We start from the raw sequence: 22175 nt of genomic DNA on the forward strand, positions 1-22175 counted from the left end.
AGTGCTCCGGACGGCGATACGAGAGCCGCCCCGGAGTCGCTGTCCACCGAGGGTTTGCCGGATGCGGCCTTCTGCAAACCTGAGCCGTCAGTACCGGCGCGGATCCGTCACGATCGCCGCCGCACCCAAGGCTTCGAGAATCATGCGCGCCGGCCGCGTCGGTGCGAAGACTTCGAGCCGGCCGGCGCTGCGGGAAGCGGCGTCGATGATCACGCTGGCTGCCCCGGAGTAGATGAACGACACCGCCGACAAGTCCAGCAGCACAACGGTTTCTCTGTGCAGCGCATCCTGGATTGCGTGTTCCAGATCGGCGCAGGAGTTCAGCTCGAGATCGCCGGCTGCCCGGACGACAGTCAGTTCTGCCGAGTACGACTCGGTCGTGATCGAGTAGCCGGGACGGCTGCGCACGATGGGTGCGATTCGAGATTCGAGGTGGTCGGTGACAGTCACGGTGCGAACCTCTCAGTTCGGATGGCCTAGCGACCGGCATGCTCTGGGTGGAACCCGAGGGCTACAGGTTCCGTCGCATGCCGTGCGGCAATCTTGACAGCGCAACGTCACCGAATCGAGGCCTCTCCATCACGGAGCGGTAGCGAGTGAATAACGAGATGGTAACGGTGGATGTGACGCAGCTGAGCGATGCTCAAGGCAAGGTGTGACCTGCAGCGATGAAGAGCCGGTACCACTCCTGCCTGGTCAAACGCAGGTCCGAACCGGCGGCGGCCTCGACCACTCGATCGGGATTCGTGGTGCCCAGCACAACCTGGATGTTTGCGGGATGCCGGGTGATCCACGCTGTCGCGATCGCCGACGGGGTCGAGCCGTGCGACTCGGCAATCTCATCGAGTGCGGTGTTGAGTTCGGGATAATTCACTCGGTCGCCTACGAAGACGCCGGAGGCGCTGCCACTCTGAAAGGGCGACCACGCCTGCAGGGTGATGCCGCGCGCCCTCGCGTAGTCCAACAATCCGTTGTCGCGATCGATCGATTGATCCTCCGAGCTCATGTTGGCGGTCAGGCCGGCCGCGATCAAGGGGGAATGAACGATGCTCAGCTGCACTTGATCGAACACAATCGGTTGTTTCACAGCAGTTTTCAGTAACTCGATCTGTCCGGGTGTGTGATTGGAGACGCCGAAGGTCAAGACCTTGCCCGACGCGTGCAGCTCGTCGAACGCCGCCGCCACGTCCTCCGGTTCGACGAGGCTGTCCGGTCGATGCAGCAGCAACGTGTCCAGATGATCCACACCGAGTGCAGTGAGAGATTCTTCGACGGTGGTGACGATGTGATCCTTGGAGAAGTCGAACCAGCCTTCGCGAATGCCCACTTTGCTCTGAATGTAGACGCGCTCGCGCTGGGCCGGAGTCAGCTTCACCGCATCTCCGAATCGTTTCTCGCACGTGTGCGGGGTGCCGCCGTAGATGTCGGCGTGGTCGAACACGGTGACGCCCACGTCGAGGGCGGTGTCCACCAACCTTCTGATCTGGTTCTCGTCCAGATCGGTGATGCGCATGAACCCCAGCACGATGCTCGAGACGCTTGCGCCGGTCTGGGGGAGGGGAAAGGTGCGCACGGTGGATCTCCTGTTCGCCGGTCGAGCTGTCGGGTCGAGTCTGTCAAAGACGGTTGGGCCGCTACCTCCAGTGCTTTTGCGCAAGGTGTTGACAATATTGCGCAATACCTGCAACTGTTGTGCTCAGCATCACAAACGACATCCGAGGTGAACCATGGCACCCACCCTCACGCAGGTGGCGCAACAGGCAGGTGTGTCGTTGTCGACGGCGTCGCGCGCCTTCAGCAATCCGGACCGTATCGGTGCAGACACGCTGGCCCGGATCATCGCCGTCGCCGACGAGATCGGCTACGTCGCGGCCCCGGGCCGATCGTCGGACACCCGTGTTGCCGCGACCACGGTTGCCGTCGTCGTGCCCGATATCGGGCACACCGTCTTCGCGAGCTTCGTCAAGTCCGCGCAGGCTCAGGGCTGGCATCGTAGGCAGACGATCGTTCTGACCGATACCGACGGAAGCTCCGATCGAGAGCGTGAGGTGATCGGGGAGCTGCAGGGTCGGGTCGACGCGCTGATCGTCTGTGCGCCGCGTCTGCCCGCGGAGGACATCGTGCAACTTGCCGGCGATACCCCGCTGGTGCTGGTCAACCGATCCTCGGAAGAATGCGACTGCGTCGTGGCCGATTCGGAGGATGGAATTCGGCAGGCCGTGGATTACCTCGCAGCTCTCGGTCATTCGCATCTGGCGTACGTCCAGGGATCACCGCGGTCCTGGTCCAACGAGCGACGCGTTGACGCCGTCGAACAGTTCTGTGCGGCAAGAGGAATCGTGCTGGACGTTCTGGGTTGGCAGCAGGAAACCCTGGCGGGCGGTCACGCCGCCGCTGCCAGCGTCGTCGCCACTGGAGCCACTGCGGTCATGACTCACAACGACCCCATGGCCATCGGCGTCATGAACGGAGTCCGGTCGATGGGTCTGACGGTTCCCGGGGACCTCAGCGTCATCGGCATCGATGATTCGCCTCTCGCCGAGCTGGCGCATCCTGCGCTGACGAGCATCAACGTTCCGATGGGCCGTGCGGGCCTCGTCAGCTCCGATCTGGTGTTCCAACGCGCAGCCGAGCCCGATTCCCCGGCGCGCACCATTCATCTCCCCACCCAACTCGTGGTCCGGGGCTCGTCCGGCCCCGTCCACAACCGCACTCTCGTTCCAGGAAAGGACGATTCGAAGTGAAGGTCGTCATCGCAGATTCCAACCTTCTGCCCCATCGCCGACGATTCGAGGATCGGGTCGCCCCCGGAGTCGACCTGTCTTGGCACGACAGTTTCGACATCGATGCGATCGCTGCCGACATCGCCGATGCAACCGTGTACGTCGGCGGGAAGTTCCCGGCCGCCCTGGCCGAGGCATCGCCGGAGCTGCGGTTGGTGCATGTCGCCGGAGCCGGCACCGACGGCGTGGACTTCGACGCCCTGAGTACGCACACCCTGGTGGCCAACACCTTTCACCACGAGCGTTCGATTGCCGAGTACGTTGCCGCAACGGCAGTATTGCTCCGACGCGGATTCCTCGAGCAGGACCGGCAACTGCGAGAAGACCGGTGGTCGTCTCCGGTCTACGACCGGACACTTCGGCAGTCCAGTTCGTTGGGTTCGGCTACCGTCGGATTCGTGGGCTTCGGTCACATCGGCGCTCGATCGTGGGCCTTGCTGCGGGCGTTCGGGTGCACTGGCATCGCCGTCACCGGCAGTGGATCTGTGAATGCGGCCGAGAACGGATTGGCCTGGGCTGCATCGACGGACCGCCTCTCCGATCTCATGGCCGAAGCAGACGTCGTCGTGGTGTCCGCGCCACTGAACGAGCGCACCACCGGCATGATCGGTGCCGCGGAACTCGCTTCCCTCGGACCCGACGGGGTACTGATCAACGTCGGACGTGGCCCACTGGTGCAACAGGACGCGTTGTTCGAGGCGCTGTCCACCGGATCGCTCGGCAGTGCCGCCATCGATGTCTGGTACGACTACCCGTCGCCCGATGGCATCGGTGCGCCCTCGCCGCGTCCGTTTCACACCCTGCCCAACGTCCTCATGACACCCCATTCCTCGGGCATCACCGGTGAAACCTTTCAGGGCAGGGTCGACGACATCACTGCCAACATCGGTCGACTCGCAAAGAGCGAACCCCTGACCAATGTGGTTGCGGGAGATAACTTCACCGCAGAGGTGCCGATCTCATGACCGATCGGATCATCGCCGCGGACGTGATCGTCTGCAGCCCCGCTCGCAACTACGTCACCCTCAAAGTGACCACCGCTGACGGCGTCGTCGGTTACGGCGATGCGACTTTGAACGGCCGGGAACTTGCCGTGGCGTCGTACCTACGGGATCACGTCGCTCCCTTGCTCATCGGCCGAGATCCAGCGCGCATCGAGGACACCTGGCAGTACCTCTACCGCGGTGTCTACTGGCGTCGAGGCCCGGTGACGATGGCCGCGATCGGTGCAGTCGATCTCGCGCTGTGGGACATCAAGGGAAAGACGCTGGGCCAACCCGTGTACCAGCTACTCGGCGGAGCCGTCCGAGACCGCATTCTCTCGTACACCCATGCCACCGGCTGGGACACCTCGGAACTGATCGATTCGGTCGATCGGCGTCGGGCTCAGGGCTTTCGTGCGGTGCGCGCCCAGTCCGGGGTGCCGGGACTGGATTCCGTGTACGGCGTGCACCGGGGAGCGCAGGGCTACGAACCCGCAGGGCGCGGAGCATTTCCGGTGGAGGAGGTGTGGGATACCGACGCCTACCTCAATCACGTCCCCGGAGTGCTGACAGCTGTGCGCGACCACGTGGGATCCGAACTGAAGTTGTTGCACGACGCGCACCACCGACTGACACCGCAACAGGCTGCGCGACTGGGTAAGTCGCTCGAAGACGTCGACCTGTACTGGCTCGAGGACGTCACCACCGCTGAGGACCAGAGCGCCCTGCGGCTGGTGCGTCATCACACCACCACCCCGCTCGCCATCGGTGAAGTGTTCAACACCATCTGGGACTGCCAGCAGTTGATCTCCGAGAAGCTGATCGACTTCATCCGCGTCGCCATCGCGCATGCCGGCGGCATCAGCCATGTGCGCAAGATCTTTTCGCTCGCCGAGGTGCATCAGGTGCGCTGCGGGCCCCACGGACCGTCCGACGTCTCGCCGATCACCCTCGCCGCGAGCGTGCACCTCGGAATGGCGACCCCGAACTTCGGCATTCAAGAATTCATGGGCTACGACCCGCTGGTCGACGAAGTCTTCCCGCACGCATGGTCGTTCGCCGACGGCTACCTCACCCCGGGTGATGCGCCCGGTCTCGGCGTCGACATGGACGAGTCGTTGGCGGCGAGATACCCGTACGAGCCCGCATATCTACCGGTTGCGCGTCGCCTCGACGGCTCCATGACGGATTGGTGACGAGATGATCGAACCGAGACTGTCCCGTTCGGCGCTCGCCGGTTCGGGACTCGTTCCCGTACGGCCGCACGGAACCGGAATCGTGCACCTGGGACTGGGCAACTTCCACCGCGCGCATCAAGCCGTGTACACGGCCGCGGCACTGGAGCGCGATGGTGGATCCTGGGGAATCCTGGGAGTCGCCAACAGATCTCGTACGGTCACCGATGCCATGCTCGCCCAGGACCTGCTGTACGGCGTCGTAGAGATTTCGCCGTCCGGCGCGCGAGTCGGTGTGCCCGGGGCGCACACCGGAGTCATGGTGGCGGCCCACGACCCCGCCGCCGTCGTGGCTGCCATCGCGGACCAGAACGTTCGGATCGTCACGATCACCGTCACGGAGCTCGGCTACACTTTCTCGTCCAAGACGGGCGCCCTCGATCTGGAATCAACTGCAGTGCAACAGGATCTATCACGGTCAGAGGTGCCGACCACCACGATCGGACAGCTGGCGCGGTCCCTGGCGGTACGGGCTCGAACTCACGGTGCTCCGATCACAGTGGCCAGCTGCGACAACCTGCTGGGAAACGGTGATCGCACCGCCGCTCTCGTACGCCAATTCCTCACCCGGTGCGGTGCGGACGATGTGATCGACTGGCTGGCAACGGCGGTGACGTTCCCCAATTCCATGGTCGATCGCATCGTCCCGTCCAGCAGATCGTCGTACGACGCCGAGTCCACCGCCGGATTGGGCGCTGTGGACACCATTGCCGTACCGGCGGAGCCGTTCACGATGTGGGTGATGGAGGACAAATTCGCCGCGGGGCGTCCCCAGTGGGAAGCCGGCGGTGCCGTGTTCGCCGAAGACGTCGAGCCGTACGAACTGATGAAAGTTCGGCTGCTCAACGGAACCCACTCTCTCATCGCATATCTCGGCGCACTCGACGGCTGCGCGACAATTCCGGACTCGATCGGTCGCCCTTTCGTCGAGGCTGCGGCCCGAGCAGTGCTGGTCGACGAGTATCTCCCGACCGTGCCCGTGCCGGACGGGGTGGACATCGACGACTACATCGCCCAGCTGTTCGTGCGGTGGTCCAACTCGGCTCTGGGTCACAAGACCGCGCAGGTCGGTTCCGACGGCTCGGCGAAGCTCGCGCAGAGAATTCCGACCCCAGTGCTCTACCATTTGCGCAACGGTGTTGTACCGCAATATCTCTCATTGACCTTGGCTGCGTACCTCTGCTGCATGTGCCCGCCAGACGGTTTCGACCCAGGCCGGCACGCCCGTGCGATGGCCGACCCCGCACGTGCGCGTTTGGCAGGACTTGCCGCCTCGGCAGCGTCCAGTGAGGATTTCGTCCGTTCGGTTCTCGAGCGCGGCGACATTCTCCCCATCGAGTTGACGCAGTTTCCCGAATTCATCACACGCACTGCGGAATTGGTGGATACTGTTGTTCGTCACGGTCCGATGGCCGCAGTGGTCGAAGCAGCGAGCTCATCGCTCCGCCCCGTCGTCACGGCATCCCGGACCACACTCGACTGAACCATTCTCCTTCCTTCCTTCCTTCGGCCGCGGCCGAAACTTCACCCGAGGACCATCATGGACACAACCACAGAACCGTCGGACTCTCGCCGAATCGCTCCGGCCAAGCACGATCCGTCTGCCGTACGTCGTGCAGCGTGGGCCGGTCTCATCGGCACCACACTCGAGCAGTACGACTTCGTCATCTACGGCACGGCGTCGGCGCTGATCTTCAACAAACTGTTCTTCCCCAACATCTCTCCGGCCGCGGGCATCATCGCGAGCTTCAGCGCGTATGCCGTCGGCTTCCTTGCTCGCCCCCTGGGCGGACTGTTCTTCTCCCGTTACGGCGACCGACTCGGCCGCAAGTGGGTTCTGGTCGCAACACTGATGCTGATGGGTGGCGCGACGATGGCCATCGGACTGCTGCCCACCTTCGAGCAGGTGGGGCTGCTGGCCCCGGTGTTGCTGGTGCTGTGCCGGTTCTTCCAAGGCTTCGGTGCCGGTGCGGAACAGTCGGGTGGCGCAACCCTTCTCACCGAGACTGCCGAGATAGGTAAACGCGGGAGACTCGCGGCCCTCGTCATGACCGGTGCGGCTCTCGGCACTGCGCTCGGAGCCATCGCGTGGATTCTGGCCCAATTGCTTCCCGACGATCAGTTGATGTCCTGGGGTTGGCGGATGGTCTTCCTCAGCAGCATTCTGGTCACCATTGCCGCGTTCATCATCAGACGCAAGCTCAACGAGTCCCCGGTCTTCCAAGAACTCAAGGCAGCTCAGGAGCGCCCCAAGGCACCGGTGAAGGAAGTGTTCACCAACGGCAAGCGCCCGCTGTTCATCGTCATGTTCATGACCGTCGGCATCAGTGCACAGTCCTACACCTATCAGGTGTTCATGGCCTCGTACATGAAGAACGACATCGGCGTCGATGCCACGTTCATCCCGAAGGTATTGCTCATCGGCGCGATCTGCGGCGGCATCGCGGCGTGGGGCTTCGGCTGGCTCTCGGACAAGGTGGGTCGCAAGCCGGTGTACATCGGCATCGTCAGCCTGCTCGTGGTCCTGCCCTTCCCGACCTTCATGGCATTGAACACCGGCTCGCACGTGTTGATCACAGTGGTGATGATCATCGGATTCATCCTGGCGTGCCAGGGTGCCGTCGGAGTCACCATGAGTTACTTCCCGGAGATGTTCGGAGCCCGATACCGTTACGCCGGAGTGACTTTGGGCCGTGAATTCGCATCGGTGTTCGGAGGCGGCATCGCCCCCCTGCTGTGCGCCGCTCTGATCACCGCGTTTTCCGGATCCTGGGTTCCCGTCGCCGTCTACATGATGATCATGGCGATCTCGGTGCTCGTGGCCGCGTCGTTCGCTCCGGAAACCCGAGACAGGGACCTGACCGATCCGGCCAATGCAACCGATCCCGTACTCGGCAAGGTCTGAACCACGATGACCGAAGCAATGCAGGTTCCGGAGAAGACCGTTGCCCTGATCGCTCACGCCGCCGACGATCTTCGTCTCGACACCGTGGTCGTGACACCCGCGGCACCGAACGAGGCCATCATTGCCGTCGCTTACGGCGGGATCTGCGGCTCGGATCTCCACTACTGGCAGCACGGCGCGGCAGGACAATCGGTGTTGAAAGCGCCGATGAGGTTGGGCCACGAGGCATCGGGAACGGTGGTTCGCCGGGCCGAGGACGGCAGCGGCCCCGTCGAGGGCACCACGGTGACGGTCCACCCGGCAACACCGGGCGGAACGGGCGCGAAGTATCCGGCGGATCGTCCGAACCTCTCGCCCGGGTGCCGGTACATGGGCAGCGCCGCGCAGGTACCGCACAACGACGGACTCTTCATCGGGCATGTCGCCGTCCCGACACGGATGCTCAGAGCATTGCCCAAGGGACTCGATCTGAGGATCGCAGCGTTGGCCGAGCCTGCGAGCGTCGCTTGGCACGCCGTCGAGCGCGCCGCCGACGTCTCGGGCAAGACCGTCCTCGTCGTGGGCACCGGCCCGATCGGTGCCCTCATCGTGGCGGTCGCCGCGCGGGCGGGCGCGGCACACATAGTGGCGGCCGACCTGGAGGACTACTCGCTCGAGGTGGCACGTGCGCTCGGTGCGCATCGAACGATCGATGCTCGCGACACCGCCTCGATCGCCTCGGTGGAGGCGGACGTCACGTTCGAGTGCTCGGGCAACCACCGCGGGCTGGCTTCGGCGATCGACGGCACCATGCGCGGCGGGCGAGTGGTGATGGTGGGGCTACCTCCGGCGGGGGATCAGCCGGTGCCGGTGTCGCTGGCGATCACCCGCGAGATAGACCTGGTCGGTTCGTTCCGTTTCAACGACGAGATGGACGATGTCATCGAGGCTTTGGCGGACGGCTCTCTCGACGTCGAAGCCGTCATCACTGCGGAGTATCCCGTGGCGGAGTCGCTCGACGCCTTTGCGCTGGCTGCGGACGCGTCTCGATCGAGCAAGGTCCTACTGACCTTCTGATCGAGTGTCCGGTCGTTACTCGAACTCCAGGCGCATGGATTGCGTCGTGGCCTGGAGTATCAACACGAAGCCGGTCAGCGTCACCACGATCGGTGCCCAGAGAACAACCGCGACGAATATGTCCACGTCCCGCTCCAGCACGATGAACACCGCGACGATGGATGTACCGACCAAGCACAATGCGATGTGCGCGGCCAAACGCCACTTGTCGAAGAAGAAGCCGGCCAGCATTCCCATGGGGATGAGGAACGTGCATTTCCCGAGCGTGACCTCGGGCGCGAAGTTCGCGGTGATGGTGGCTCCGAAGATCGCGAGGTCGGCAATGACGACGAAAGCGAACGCCTGCCCGAGCGTTGGCCATGGACCGAACCACCAGAACGCGCCCATGATGTACGCCGCGATCATGGACGTCCATTGCACGATCGACGGGAGCGGTGTGGTTGCGCCGTAGCCGAACGTGAGCTCGAGGGTGACCACGAGGGCCATGGACAGAGCGGCCGCCGAGACGATGCGTCTGACCACCGTGGTGATGGCGAGAGACGTCATCACCCCGACGCCCCACTGATAATGCTCGTTCGATCTGGTCGCAGCGCGAGTCATTTCGGCCCCTATCGTTCCAATCGGCAACCGATTGAAACACAGCCTCGATTGCCGAGGATCGACTTTGGCCGAGTCCTCACTCGTATCCTGTCCGTTCGCCTTTCCTGTCAGCTGGTCAGGCGTGCCAACAGTTCGGGGAGCGTCTCACCGATGTCGTGGCGGCTCGCGACGCGGTATCTTGCGGCGCTGCCGAGAGCGCGACGTCGATCCGAATCGCCGATGACGGTCGAGATTGCACCGGCGAGGGCCGCAGCGTCACCGGGTGCGACGAGAATTCCGGCACCGTCGGCGAGGAACTCGTGGGTGCCACCGTGGTCGGTTCCGATCACCGGCAGTCCGTACGACATTGCTTCGAGCACCGACAACGGACCGGCCTCCGGTGACGTACTTGCCGAGACGACCACATCCCATCTGCGCAGTGCCGATGGGGCATCGGTGTGTCCGAGGAACTCGACACGGCCCGCGAGGTCGGGTCGAGACGCTCGCTCGTGGAGTTCCGCGACGTACTCGCGGTCACCGGGGAAGCTGCCCCCTGCCAGTTCGACACGAACATCGGGGAGGGTGGCCACGGCGTCGAGCAGTATCCGATGGCCCTTCCACGGCGTGAGGAGGGCGAGTATGCCGACAACCGGCGGGGAATGCAGCTCGCCGCCGAAACGCGGTACCGGCCACGTGACTCCGTTGTGCGAGACCACGACCGGAAGGCCGGCCGCACGGAGAGGTACCGCAGTGGCTTCCGATACGGAAACCGCCACCCGAATTGCGGAGCGGGCGTAGCGAACTACCAGACGTTGCTTGAGGGACGTCATGGTGTCGTGGACCAGCCATGAGGCACCGCGGGGCGGGCGGGACAATGCGGCGACGGGGAGGGCGAAGAGCGAGTTGACGACTGTGGCCGTACCCGGCGCGCGGGCAATCGTGCGCACCGAACGTGATGCGGTGAACCACCTCGCGAACATCCGCATCGCCGCGATCCCTCTGGCCGCACCTCGTTCGCCACCGAGACCGAGTTCGCCGATGGGGATGTGTCGCGTCGTCCTGGGGACGCGATCGGCCAGTGGGCCGTTCGGACACGCGATCACAGTGTCGTGGCCGCGGCGCTCGGCCTCGTCGATCAAGTCCAGCAGGACCTTCTCGGCACCGGAGACCTGCCCGGTGTGGGCCAGGAACAGCACTGTCGATTCTTCGGTCATCTGTGGGCCCGTCTGTGCAGCGAAGGTCGTTCCGGCAGATCAATACACATCGCGGAGCAGCGCCACTGGGTCGTCACACAGTCTCCGCAGCGCTGCATCCATGACCGACACGTCGACCATCTTGCTGCAGAACGAGGCCGTGTAGGTACGCCCACCGGCAATTTCGGCGATGAGCATCGTGCAGCCGTCCGGGCCGTCCGGTTCGAGTGATGCGGCCATCTGCGGGGGCCTGCCGTCATCGGTCCAGTCGAGGTGATCGAACACTCGCACTCGGCCGAGGTCACTGACGGCCAACCGCAACGTCTCTGGAACCTCGACGACCGAATTCTCGTCGGGCGACTGCGCCGAAGGTCGAATACGCGAGGCCACATCGCGGAGATGCGACATGCCCAGTACTGCGATGGGCCAGCCGGATTCGATCACTTCACGCATTGCCGCGGCGATGGCGACGGGCGTCGTGCTCGCGGGGAGGTGAAGTGGAATGCCGACGGCAAAGTTCCCGTGCGAACTCTGCTGCGCCGGATCGAGATAGCGCCTGCTGTTGAACAACACCATGATGTGATCGTCGACGTCGACGGCTTCTGCTCGAAGTGCAGCGCTCCACAGGGCGATCGAGATCGCCGCAGGGGTCGCTCCAGGCAGGTTCTCGGCCGTCCAGCGCTTGAGTTCGTCGACTACGGCTGTGCTCATGTACCCGGCTCGGCTGACTTTTCCGGCTTCCCAGTTCTCGATCCGGCGCCGGGGACCGGACCCGCCGTTCGTCTCCGACCGATGGCGAGCGCGCAGTGCCCAGAAGTCCGCCAGCGTTCTCGGATTTCGAGAGTAGTGACGCCACAGCGCTTTCCATGTTGTGCTCGGCGGCAAGCCTGCGGCCAGCCCCGGAACCAATGACCCGTCGGCATCGTCGCAAAATGCCGCCAACATCAGGACGCCGATCTGGCCGTCCCCGATTCCGTGCGAATAGTCGACAGCGAGATGGTCGTCGAACACGACCACTTCGAGTGGACCGCGGGTACCTCTTCGAGATCGAATGTCGGTCAGCATCTGCCCCAGGTCTTCGGTGGGGCTGCTGCTCGAGATCACATTGTCGCCGGCGATGTCGCTGCGGTACCGCCACCGTCGGGCATCCGACCGTGGTTCGAGCGCGATGTGCGGTGCCGCGTCGACGTGTTCGGCGGCGGTGAGCGTTCGACGCGTGCGCTCTATGTCGAGTCCGCGAACGGGGCCGACCGCGGTGACTATTCGGGTATCGGCGAACACACGGTCCAGCGCGGTCGAGCGGTAACTACGTTCAGCGGACGGCATCGACGACCTCCTGCATACGACTCCGGAAGTTGGCCCGCGAGAAGCCCTCGGCCCATGCGCGAATCTCACTGCGGTCGAAGTCATCGGGAGTGAACGACCGCATGGCCTCGGCGAACCCGGCGACGACTGCCTCGTCGGTGCCCGGCTGCACATGCAGGCCGGTCTTGCCTGGAATCACGGAGTCCATGGCACCGCCGTCACCCAACGCGATGACCGGGGTTCCGGTTGCCATGGACTCGACGGGGACGATGCCGAAGTCTTCTACTCCGGGCATCAGAAGGGCACGCGTCGTTCGGTGAAGTTCGAGAAGCTTCTCGTGAGAAACCCGTCCCAGGAAGGTCGTTTTCGGTCCGGCCAGCTCCCGGCAGGCGTCCATCGCACGGCCGTCTCCCGCCACCACCAGGGGAACGTCGGCCTCGGCGGCAGCACGCACCGCGATGTCGGGACGCTTGTAGGGGACCAGTCGGCCGGCGAGCAGAAAGAAGTTCTCACGCTCGATCGACGGGTCAGGAGTGAAGCCCTGGGTGTCCACCGGCGGATGGACCACCACGGCGTCGTCGCGGCCCCACCAGTCTTCGATCCGACGAGCGACCGCAGTCGAGTTGGCTACCACGGTCGTCAGTTTCGGTGCGGCAGCGATCTCGCATCGACGGGCCACGGCCGACAGCGCCGTCAAGATCGCAGCTCCGGCTCTGCCGCCGCCTTCGCCTGCGCGCAGTTCGGGGTCCCAGGCCCACCGTGCGGGGCTGTGTACGTAGGCGACCACCGGGGAGTCGGTGGCGAACACGGCCTGAGTTGCGAAGGCGTGATGGCTCACCACCACTGCATCGAAACCGCGGAGCGGCATGCGGCGAAAGGCCAACGGCATCAACGGAAGAACAGGTGCGTACGACCGTTGGCCCAAAGCGCTGTACACGCGATCGAGGCCGGACGTGTGCGGCTCGCGGCTGATTCCCGACGGAACCCCGGACGGCCGGGAGATGGGTGCGAACACCTCGGCCGCGGGCCAGTGCAGGGCAAGTTGTTCGATGACGTGCTCGGATCCGGCGATTTCGGTGAATCGTTCGTGAACGACGGCAATTCTGTCAGCTGGCATTGCGTTGGCCTTCCGGCGCGATCGTCTGCGCGGTCTGTTCCGCTCGTCGGGTCGAGGTCTTGTTCTGCAATACCAGGTGTACGGGAATGTCGAAGTCGCCCAGTCGTCGTAGCGCCGCAGTTGCTGCCTTCTTGTCTCGTCCACCTTTCGACACCAGCACCACGACGGTCTCGACATCACCCACGTCGGTGTCTTGCCACCACTGTTCCGACAGGCCGAATTCCGCTGTGGCTTCGTGATGTCCGGTTGTCGGCCCCCGACCCCGCGTCGACTCGAAGACCGCGCCGTCCCCGACCAACAGGAGAATCACGCTGTCACCCTTGGGAGCAGCGTGTCGCGCACTTCTGGACGCAGGCCGGTCGCCGCGCTCGAGGGCCGCAATCCGTGAAGCGACGACGGGAGGCACGGTGTTGCCGGCTGCCTGGTCGAAGTGTGCACCGTACTTGCGGGACACGCGACGCGCCCAGGAGCGAGAGGGCTTGCGGCCGAATCGTCCTCGAAGTAACACGATCAGTTCGGCCGCGACGATGAGGGCTGCGAGAGCTGCGACGAGTGCCTCCGAGACGGGTTTCGGTGAGACCGGAGTGGTGCTCTGCTCGGGGTTCGACAACAGAACCAGTCGATCTCCACTCGCAGCGGCCTCTAGTTCGCTTTGGCGGGTCCGTAATTCGGCCAGTTCGGACAGCGCTGCAGCCCGATTGGGATCGTCGGCGGGAAGAGCGTTCACCTGCGCCTGTTTCGCGTCGATGGCGGACTGTCCCTCGTCTGTTCGTTCCTGCGAGTCGCGGATCGCATTGTCCGAGGCGGTACTTGCCATCGTCGACACCATCGCCTCGGCAAGATCAGCGGCGAGTTCGGGGGATCGGGTCGTCACGGTCACGGTCAGCAGCGCGGGCGAGGTACCGGGAGAGAGCTCTACGCTCGAGGCCAGTTCCGCCGCGTCCATACCGGCGTCCACCTGTGAGAGGACCTGATCGAGCACGCCGCGATCGGTTGCCAATTCGATGAACGGTGCACGCATCTGCTCGATGAACGCGTCACCGGGAACGAGGGCCTGGACCGGTTCGATCTCGGCGACGATCGACGCGGCGTACTGCTTGTCGGTGAGCTCGCTCCTGAGGTAGAACACGCCCGCACCGACCAGCGCCGCAATGATCACGGCGGGCAGCAGTGCCCGGCCGAGCTCACGCATGTGTCCCGCGAGGTCGATCGGTGGGGGCACGTCGCCCCGGTGTACGGCATCGTGGACGGACATCAACCGCGTACCCTTCCGTCGTCGATGCGAGCGGATGTACCGCTTCGGTGATTCGTGGAGCCGATGGGCTCGATGATAGCCGGGCACCGGCGCTGTTCGCGTAGCCGTGCCGTTCGTGAATGGAGCTGCATATCAACAACATTGGAATAACATGCGCAGCGGTCCGAAAAAATCGTGAAACCGAACTTCGACTCCGCAGCGCGCGGACCGAATCGGGTGATGTGTCCGATGTACCTGCCGGCCTCACTGGGAGCGTGCACGGTGTCGTCCTTTCTCGGCTGATCCCGGCAACGGTGACTCGACGAGTCCTATGGCGACGAACGCGTACAGCGAGATCGCGACCAGTAGGGCTGCCGCAACGGAAACGAGCAGCCACAGACCGGGGTAGTGCTGTACCAGGAACCAGCCCCCGACCGTCGTGGCGACGGTGATCACGACGACGATCGAAATGGACTGCAACGGAAACAGTCTGGGGACGGGCATGCTTCGAGCAATCACGATCCACAGCAGGACGAGGGTGGTTCCGATCGTCGCGACCGTGGACACAGCAGCTCCGTCGTACGACATCCGCGGGATCAATACGAGGTTCAACCCGATGTTCAGGGCCAGACCGACCAACGCAACCACGGGGTAGTGACGTTGCATTCCGGCCGATGCGAGCAGAAATATGCCCAGCATCACCAACGACATCAGCGCTGCGCCGATCACGAGCAGACGGGCAGCGTGAGCACCGTCGACGAATCTGTCGCCGTACAGCAGACCGATCAACGGCTCGGCCGACGGTACGAACGCCGCGACAGCCATCGCGCCGAACAGCGCGAACAGCAGTGCGGCCGAACGTGAGCGAGCTCGGAATGCTGTGGTGTCGTGGGGCCACGACGCGACGAGCAAAGTGCTGATCGGTGCCACCGCCGCCAACACGAAGGTGTCGATCATGTCGGAGAATTTGTAGCCGATGGAATACAGTCCCACGGCCTCGAAGGTGTCGAGGAGGCTGAGCATCAGCATGTCGATCTTGAGCATGGCGATGGTGAGGGCGAAGCCGATCGCCAGCGGCACGGCCTCTCTCAGATACGGCCCCCAGCGGCGCACTTCGATGTGTCTCGACGGTCGTAGCCCCATGGAGCGGTTGCCTATACCGAAACCCTTCGTGACCAGCTTGAACACTTCGTTGACCACTGCTGGAAGAACGAAGATGAGCAGGGTGGGGGCCAGCACTGCCGCCAGCACGGTCAAGGCCAATTGGATTGCCTGGCCGGCACTTTCGGCCACGGCCACCAGAACCAGGCGGTGACGGCTCTGGAAGAGGACGCTCAAGGCGTGGCCCGGTGTGGCGAACACGACGACCAATCCGCCGAGCGCTGTCGCGAGCACCACCTCCGCCGGATACTGCAGTAGGAGAACGTACGCGACGGCCAGCACGTACCCCGCCAACCCGAGGACGGTACGCAGAGCCAGGAACGACGACGCCGTTCGACCGATCTCTTCGGGATCGTCGTCCATCAGTTTCGCCAGCACGACGCGTCCGACTCCCAGATCGGTGACGACGGACATCAAGCCGAGCAGTGCGAAGACGAAGCTGAACTGACCCCAGTCGTCCGGTCCGAGGGATCGCGCGATGACGACACTGCCTGCCCATCCCAGGGCTGCGATGATCACTCGGCTGATCAGGACGGCAATCGTGGCCTTGGCCGCAGCTTTCGGATCCGCGGCGACTGCGCGGTAGTCGGGGGGCTGCTCGGTGCCGTCGAGCGCGAGGTCCTCGGCCATCAGACCGCGCCTGCGGCTCGATACGCGTCGGCAGTGAGTTCCGCCGTTCGACGCCAGCTGATCCGGCGTGAAGCTTCGGCCGCAGCACCGACGAGGGCTGCGCGGGCGTCCGTGTCGAATGCGATGGGCCGCATTGCCCGTACCCAGTCGTCCACGTTTTCCGACTTCACCAGAACGGCACCGTCACCCACGACATCGGGTAGGGCTCCGACTGCGCTGGCGACCACGGCACCGCCGCACGCCATCGCCTCGACCGGCGGGAGTCCGTAACCCTCGTACCGAGAGGCGTAGGCGGTCACGGTCGCAGCAGCGTAGAGCGCCGGGAGGTCGGTGACGTCGACATAGCCGAGACCATGCGAATTGTGCGGGGCGCTCGGACCGGTGGAACCGGCACCGGCCAACACGCACGGTAGTCCGATCTCCTCCGCCGCATCGGCCACGAGTCGAACGTTCTTGCGTGGCTCCACTGTTCCGACCTGCAGGACGAATCGATGCGGCAGAGCGAACTTCTTGCGGACGGCGTCCACCTCGGCGTCGGTGGGAACGGCCGCCCACGCGGCCGGTGCAAGTCCGACGACAGTGGCATCGCGGCCGCTGACTGCTTCGATCCGATCGGCGGTGAATCGCGATACCGCTATCAACAGATCTGCACGACGCAGCGCATGGCGAACCAGCCGCTGTTCACCCGCCGCCCGAAAACGGCTCGATGCCGACGGCATGTCGATGACGGAAAGATCGTGCACCGTTGCGACGGTGAAGGCTTTCGTGAGCAGTGGGAGATCGACGTCCAGCCCGTGAACCACATCGCACGCTCCGAGAGGGAGTGCTCCGAGTACCGCCCGAGCCGCACCGCTCGAGACGGGCCGCTCGATCGGCCGAACCGAGGGTGGGAGCTCGCTCACCGCGTCGCGCTGCACCGATGCGGCGAGATCGGCGTTCGGCAGGCAGTGCGGTAGCTCGTTCAGTAGTTCGCGTATGTAGGTCTGTACGCCGCTTCCGCCCGGTCGGAGGGCGAGCGCCCCGAAGACGATTCGTGTTGCGCTGCTGCGCATCCCACCACTCCTAACAAGAGCCAGAAATAGACATCGATCGGAAAGATCTCGAAGTACGTCGAGACGAGACTGGCGAACATGGCTGCGACGATCGAGGCACCGACTCCCAGCGCCAGTGCGCCGTCCCCGCCGGGCAGTGTCCGCGACAGGCGCGTGCACCACAGCAGCGACGTGACGAGCAAGGCGACCACGACCCACATACCGATGGGGCCTAGCTCGAGCAGCGCCTTCACGTAGTAGTTGTCCGGCTGATAGTTGGTCGACAGACCGGATTGCGTGAACGCCGTGCCCTCGGCAGTGGAAATACGGTCTGCCGCAGAACCACTCGATCCCAGTCCTGTTCCGAACGGATGAACGAGAATGCTCGCGATGATGTTGGCCCAGCCGTCTCCACGCTGGCCGAGGCTGCTCGACGAGAAGAAGACCGACGTTATCTTGGGTACGAAGGGAACCGTGACCGCCACGGCCAGTGCCGCCAGGGCAAGAGGCGCAGCGAGGTAGCGGAAACGCACAGCGATCAAGTAGATGGCCCCGACCGCGAGCCCGAGAATTGCTCCTCGCACGATCGAACTGGACATGGCGACCACCATCATCGGAGTCGCCCAGAGAAACAGCATGTTTCGGCGTCGGTGCGGATCGGCCAACGCAACGGCTCCGCCCACGAGCAAGGCCAGCATCACGTACAGCCCGAACGGGAACGGCAGGTTGAACGTGCTGAACGTTCGGAGCAGGCCGCCCGAGGTCCGCACTTGCGTGCCGTACTCGTACCCGAGCGACACCAGCGCAGCCGGTCCGGCCACAAGTTGTGCGATGCCCACCGCCGAGGTGAACACACCCATACCCATCAGGATGGAGACGAGGTGATCGCGATCCTTCGCGTCGAACGGTGCGAACCACATCACGACAACCAGCAGAACGTAGAAGAACGTCACCTTGATACCGAATATGCCGACGATGCCGAATGTGGCGAACGCGGAGATGCTGCCGAGTACGACGAACAGGGCCGCCGCCGGCCACCACGGCATGAACACTCGAGGGGTCGAGCCACGGACGTGTCGCGGTCGGCGCAACCACGCACACAGAACCGTGAAGGCGACAAGACCTTCCTTCCAACCGGACACCACGCCGGGCAGGGGAACGAGAACCAGAAGGCCGTGCAGTGGAACGAATGCGGCGAGCAACAGTATTCCGCGCTGGGGTCGCCGGTAGATCGTCACAGCCACTGCACAACCGAGCGCAACGACCACCACCGCGCCGAAACCCATGGCGACGTACGTGATCACGGGGTGACCCGAACGTAGCCGTATTCGGCGTAGACCACGATCAGTCCTCGGCGCGTTTCAGAACGGCCAGCACTGTGAGGAACAGGATCTTGATATCGAGCCAGACGGACCAGTTCTCGATGTAGTAGTTGTCCCACTCCGCGCGGTCCGCAATGGAGGTCTGGCCGCGAAGGCCGTGAACCTGAGCCCATCCCGTCACACCGGCCTTGACTCGGTGGCGTTCGCCGTATCGACGGATCTGCATCTCGAACAGGTCCACGTACTCGGGTCGCTCCGGCCGAGGGCCGACCAGACTCATGTCACCGCGAATGACATTGATCAGCTGGGGAAGTTCGTCCAACGAGGTCTGTCGCATGATCTTTCCGATACGGGTGCGCCGATCGACTCCCTCGACGCCACCGGGCGCGTCCCCGGCCTTTCGCTCGAACGCGGCGTCCGATGCGCGCGGGGGCCGCATGGAGCGAAACTTCAGGCAATCGAAGGGCAATCCGTCCCGCCCGATCCGCTCCTGCGCGAAGAAGATCGGGCCGGGGGAGCTCAGGCGTACGAGCAGCATCAGCGTCAGGAAGACGGGGGAGAGCAGCAGGAGACCGAATGCCGTCAGGACTCGATCGAGAACACCTTTGAGGGCGAACTGCCACCCCTTGGGGTTCACGTGCGGCAGCACCATCAACGGCAGGCCGCCGATGTGCTCGACTCGAGAGTTGACACCGACGGCGTCGTACAACCTGGGCACCACCCACACCCGCATACCGAGCCGATGCGCAGTTCTGATCGCTCCGACCAGGACTCGGTCTTCTGTCGGAGCGAATGCAACGATCAGTTCTTCCGCACCCGTCCTACGCGCAACTGCCTCGAAATCGCCCGGCAGCCCGAGGTGTGGCAGATCGGGTAGCTCGCTCTGCGACGAGACGTCGGCGATCGGGGCATCGCCGACGTAACCGACCGGAGCAAGACCGTACTCGGGAAATTGTCTTGTGCGAGAGACGAGTTGATGTGCGATCGGGTCGTTGCCGAGCACGATGGCCGGCGCTGCGGATCCGAACTTGGTGCGAAGCAAGCGTTGAACGACGACGCGGACCAGGCGGGCGATCGCAATCGTGAGCGCGCTCAGCAGCCACAGTCGCAACACGACCGCGCTGGGCCGGTAGTCGGTGTCGGCCAGGAACATCAGGACCGTCAAAGCGAGCGATGCGAACGCAACAGCCGTTTCGGCCGGCCCGATCTCGTCCAGGAAGTTGCGGCGCAGGCTGCGCCGGTACATCGACTTGCCGGCCATGATTCCGATGAGTAGTGGCAGGAACAGCCATGGGAGCCAGCCGGTGTCGGTGAGGCTGCCCGAATGCCACAGTAGCGCTCCGATCAAAGCGACGGTGCCGGCGAGCACATCCACCGCGACGGTGATCGCGGTGTTGAGCGGATCGACCCGTAGTCGGTCCACGAGTGTGCGGCGGACCGCAGCGGTGTCGGGCTCGACAGACCGCGGGCGAGTGTGCGGTGATTCGAGTGTTTCGGGCACAGCTTCTTCCCGGTGGCTAGTTTCGGATGGGTAAGTCTTTGATATCCCATTGAATGTATACCGCCGAGAAAGAGGTCACCCGGTCGACTTCATGAAAAAAACCCGAGGTCGGTTGTGGGCCGAGAAAAGCTATTAGCAGTTAGGGAAAGCGGCCTTTATTCGAAAACTCGCTCGCGAATGATCCAGGCCAAGTCCTGCAGTATCTGAACGTGGCCGGTGGTCCACTGCCGCGGCTGTCGATCCCACACGCAGAGGGTTCCCACAGAATGGCCGCCGTCGTCGACGAGCGGAACTCCGAGATAGGAAACAAACAGATTGCTCTGGACCGACGGATGATCCTTGAGGGCGTCGTTGAGTCTCGCGTCCTCTACCACCAGCGGCTGGCCTAGATCGATCGCATAACGGCAGATGGACGCTTCGAGAGGAACCTCCTGCGCGCCACCGAGTTCCGACGGAAGTCCGAGTGCGCTCTTGAAGTACTGACGTCTGTCGTCGAGAAGCGAGAACGCGGCCGACGGGGCGTTCAATGCATCGGCGACCATCGCAACGATCCGGTCGTAGCCGGCGTCGGATCCGGTGTCCATCAACCCTGTCCGAGTCACTGCTGCCAATCTCTCGGGGTCGTCGATCGGGGTACCGAATGCCCGCGTCACCTCGACCGGTTCGACGCCCTTCTCCGATGCGGCCTGCAAAGCCCGCAGCAACGCACCCACGTCGGAGTCCTGATCGTCGGACAGTTCGCGAACGAGTCGGTCCACCACTGCGCGCCGAATGAATTCGTCGGTGGAAAGCCCGGATTTCTCCGCTTGCCGGGCGAGTAGCTCGTTCAGACGCGCGTCGAAACCGGGAAAGCCTGTAGTCATTGGGCAAATGGTAGTACAGGCAAAGTTGTCGTACCGATGACTGCCGCGAGAAGATACCTTTCGATTCTCGAACAGACGCCGCCTTTGCCACAATGCGTATGACAATCCATTCGTGAATGACTGCGCCCCGTTGTTGTTAGCATCTGTCGATGAGAAGGAATTCGACGCGACGAGCGAGTGCAGCACTGTTGGTCGTGCTGTTGGGGTTCGCTGCTGGGTCGGTACCCGCTGCGGCATCTGCTCTGCGGTCCCAGCAGGCCGCAAGTCCATTGTGTGCTCGGCAGTCCGATGCAGTTCGGATCGGGGTATCGCCGGGCGCGTCGATCGGCACGCTGTCTCCGGCGGATCTGGATCGGGAACTCACGCTTGCTCGAGACGCTGGGGCCTTCGCAGTTCGTGTCGACATCGATTGGTCTGCAATCGAATCGACTCGGGGCCGCTTCGATTGGAGTCGCACGGACCGAGTTATCGACGCCATTGTGGCCCACGGGATGTGCCCGCACGGCATAATCGCCTACACCCCGAGATGGGCACGAGTGGCGGCTGCCATCAACGATTCGCACTCCCGACCTGCCAATGCCGCCACCTTTGCTGCGTTCGCCAAGACCGTGGCGCAACGGTACTCGAGCCGAATCGGCATCTGGGAGGTGTGGAACGAGCCGAACATCGTGACGTTCTTCAAGCCGGCCCCCGATGTGACGGCATACTCGGCGCTACTGCGCGCCAGCTATACCGCAATCAAGCAAGTGCAACCCGCATCCACGGTGCTGGCGGGTGGGATGGCACCCTCCGAGGACACCAACGGAAACATCTCCGGTACGTCGTTCCTGTCGCAGATGTACGCGCAGGGGTCGAACAAGTACTTCGACGCCTTCAACGTCCACCCGTACACATGGCCCTATCTGCCCAACGACCCCAGCACCGCGTCGTGGAACACTGCGATGAAGATGTGGTCCATGCGAGACACCATGATTGCCGGTGGTGACAGTGCCAAGCAGATCTGGATCACCGAATTCGGAGCCCCTACGGGAACGTCTCCCAACAGCGTCAGTGAGCAGGTGCAATCGGACAGCATAGGGATTGTCCTCGACGCTGTCCTCGGTAACGATTGGCTCGGGCCCGCTTACGTCTACAGCCTCCGCGACGCCGGTTCCAACACCGCCGACACCGAACAGAACTTCGGATTGGTGCGCAGAGACTGGACGCCCAAGATCGCATACGGGCGCGTCGACGCATATGCCGCGGAGCACTCCGGTCGATGATCGACCGATTCTTCT

At 63.9% G+C, this 22175-nt stretch carries 19 protein-coding genes; 7 read left to right on the forward strand and 12 right to left on the reverse strand.

The window, feature by feature from the left end; all coding sequences use genetic code 11:
- Positions 1 to 87 precede the first annotated feature (87 nt).
- Complete coding sequence (locus BH93_RS10485; protein ID WP_037177196.1) at positions 88 to 450, reverse strand: STAS domain-containing protein; 363 nt, start codon at positions 448 to 450, stop codon at positions 88 to 90.
- A gap of 193 nt (positions 451 to 643) precedes the next feature.
- Complete coding sequence (locus BH93_RS10490; RefSeq protein ID WP_037177198.1) at positions 644 to 1573, reverse strand: aldo/keto reductase; 930 nt, start codon at positions 1571 to 1573, stop codon at positions 644 to 646.
- A 154-nt stretch (positions 1574 to 1727) separates the two neighbouring features.
- Here BH93_RS10490 and BH93_RS10495 point away from each other — a divergent pair, with 154 nt between their 5' ends.
- Genes BH93_RS10495 through BH93_RS10520 form a run of 6 tightly spaced genes read left to right on the forward strand, consistent with a single transcriptional unit; the run spans position 1728 to position 8962 of the window.
- Positions 1728 to 2744 (forward strand): LacI family DNA-binding transcriptional regulator, encoded by a 1017-nt coding sequence (locus BH93_RS10495; RefSeq protein ID WP_037177200.1) that lies wholly within the window; start codon positions 1728 to 1730, stop codon positions 2742 to 2744.
- Positions 2741 to 3748 carry a 2-hydroxyacid dehydrogenase gene (locus BH93_RS10500; RefSeq protein WP_052065826.1) on the forward strand — a complete coding sequence of 336 codons (1008 nt, stop codon included), beginning with the start codon at positions 2741 to 2743 and terminating at the stop codon, positions 3746 to 3748. Before BH93_RS10495 ends, BH93_RS10500 begins: the two co-directional genes overlap by 4 nt.
- Positions 3745 to 4962 (forward strand): D-mannonate dehydratase ManD, encoded by a 1218-nt coding sequence (gene manD / locus BH93_RS10505; protein ID WP_032379266.1) that lies wholly within the window; start codon positions 3745 to 3747, stop codon positions 4960 to 4962. Before BH93_RS10500 ends, manD begins: the two co-directional genes overlap by 4 nt.
- 4 nt (positions 4963 to 4966) lie before the next feature.
- On the forward strand, positions 4967 to 6484 hold the full coding sequence (locus BH93_RS10510) for a mannitol dehydrogenase family protein (protein ID WP_037177202.1): 1518 nt from the start codon (positions 4967 to 4969) through the stop codon (positions 6482 to 6484).
- Positions 6485 to 6541: 57 nt separating this feature from the next.
- Complete coding sequence (locus BH93_RS10515) at positions 6542 to 7906, forward strand: MFS transporter (RefSeq protein ID WP_037177204.1); 1365 nt, start codon at positions 6542 to 6544, stop codon at positions 7904 to 7906.
- Between the two features lie 6 nt (positions 7907 to 7912).
- The gene (locus BH93_RS10520; RefSeq protein WP_037177206.1) at positions 7913 to 8962 is read left to right on the forward strand and encodes an L-idonate 5-dehydrogenase; all 1050 of its coding nucleotides are present in this window, start codon (positions 7913 to 7915) and stop codon (positions 8960 to 8962) included.
- 15 nt (positions 8963 to 8977) lie between these two features.
- On the opposite strand, the gene BH93_RS10525 is transcribed toward BH93_RS10520, so the two are convergent.
- From BH93_RS10525 to BH93_RS10570, 10 genes are all read right to left on the reverse strand, one after another.
- On the reverse strand, positions 8978 to 9562 hold the full coding sequence (locus BH93_RS10525) for a hypothetical protein (protein WP_032379262.1): 585 nt from the start codon (positions 9560 to 9562) through the stop codon (positions 8978 to 8980).
- Between the two features lie 107 nt (positions 9563 to 9669).
- On the reverse strand, positions 9670 to 10755 hold the full coding sequence (locus BH93_RS10530; RefSeq protein ID WP_037177208.1) for a glycosyltransferase family 4 protein: 1086 nt from the start codon (positions 10753 to 10755) through the stop codon (positions 9670 to 9672).
- Between the two features lie 39 nt (positions 10756 to 10794).
- Positions 10795 to 12060 carry a hypothetical protein gene (locus BH93_RS10535; RefSeq protein ID WP_230594661.1) on the reverse strand — a complete coding sequence of 422 codons (1266 nt, stop codon included), beginning with the start codon at positions 12058 to 12060 and terminating at the stop codon, positions 10795 to 10797.
- Positions 12047 to 13156: a glycosyltransferase gene (locus BH93_RS10540; RefSeq protein ID WP_032379260.1), complete on the reverse strand. Its 1110-nt coding sequence runs from the start codon at positions 13154 to 13156 to the stop codon at positions 12047 to 12049. Before BH93_RS10540 ends, BH93_RS10535 begins: the two co-directional genes overlap by 14 nt.
- On the reverse strand, positions 13146 to 14378 hold the full coding sequence (locus BH93_RS10545) for a hypothetical protein (RefSeq protein ID WP_052065916.1): 1233 nt from the start codon (positions 14376 to 14378) through the stop codon (positions 13146 to 13148). Before BH93_RS10545 ends, BH93_RS10540 begins: the two co-directional genes overlap by 11 nt.
- Before the next feature lie 276 nt (positions 14379 to 14654).
- On the reverse strand, positions 14655 to 16181 hold the full coding sequence (locus BH93_RS10550) for a flippase (protein WP_037177210.1): 1527 nt from the start codon (positions 16179 to 16181) through the stop codon (positions 14655 to 14657).
- A complete protein-coding gene (locus BH93_RS10555) occupies positions 16181 to 17233 on the reverse strand; it encodes a glycosyltransferase family 4 protein (RefSeq protein ID WP_037177212.1) in 1053 nt (350 codons plus the stop codon). Before BH93_RS10555 ends, BH93_RS10550 begins: the two co-directional genes overlap by 1 nt.
- Positions 17143 to 18516, reverse strand: coding sequence for an O-antigen ligase family protein (locus BH93_RS10560; protein ID WP_037177214.1), 1374 nt, complete (start codon positions 18514 to 18516; stop codon positions 17143 to 17145). The genes BH93_RS10555 and BH93_RS10560 overlap by 91 nt, the downstream gene beginning before the upstream one ends.
- Before the next feature lie 40 nt (positions 18517 to 18556).
- Positions 18557 to 20035, reverse strand: a complete 1479-nt coding sequence (locus BH93_RS10565) for a sugar transferase (protein ID WP_037177216.1) — start codon at positions 20033 to 20035, stop codon at positions 18557 to 18559.
- Positions 20036 to 20190: 155 nt separating this feature from the next.
- Positions 20191 to 20898 (reverse strand): GAF domain-containing protein, encoded by a 708-nt coding sequence (locus BH93_RS10570; RefSeq protein ID WP_037177218.1) that lies wholly within the window; start codon positions 20896 to 20898, stop codon positions 20191 to 20193.
- A 149-nt stretch (positions 20899 to 21047) separates the two neighbouring features.
- Here BH93_RS10570 and BH93_RS10575 point away from each other — a divergent pair, with 149 nt between their 5' ends.
- A complete protein-coding gene (locus BH93_RS10575; RefSeq protein WP_037177219.1) occupies positions 21048 to 22160 on the forward strand; it encodes an endo-1,4-beta-xylanase in 1113 nt (370 codons plus the stop codon).
- The last annotated feature ends 15 nt before the right edge of the window (positions 22161 to 22175 follow it).

It is taken from the genome of Rhodococcoides fascians A25f (assembly GCF_000760935.2).
In the GTDB taxonomy this organism is placed as follows: domain Bacteria; phylum Actinomycetota; class Actinomycetes; order Mycobacteriales; family Mycobacteriaceae; genus Rhodococcoides.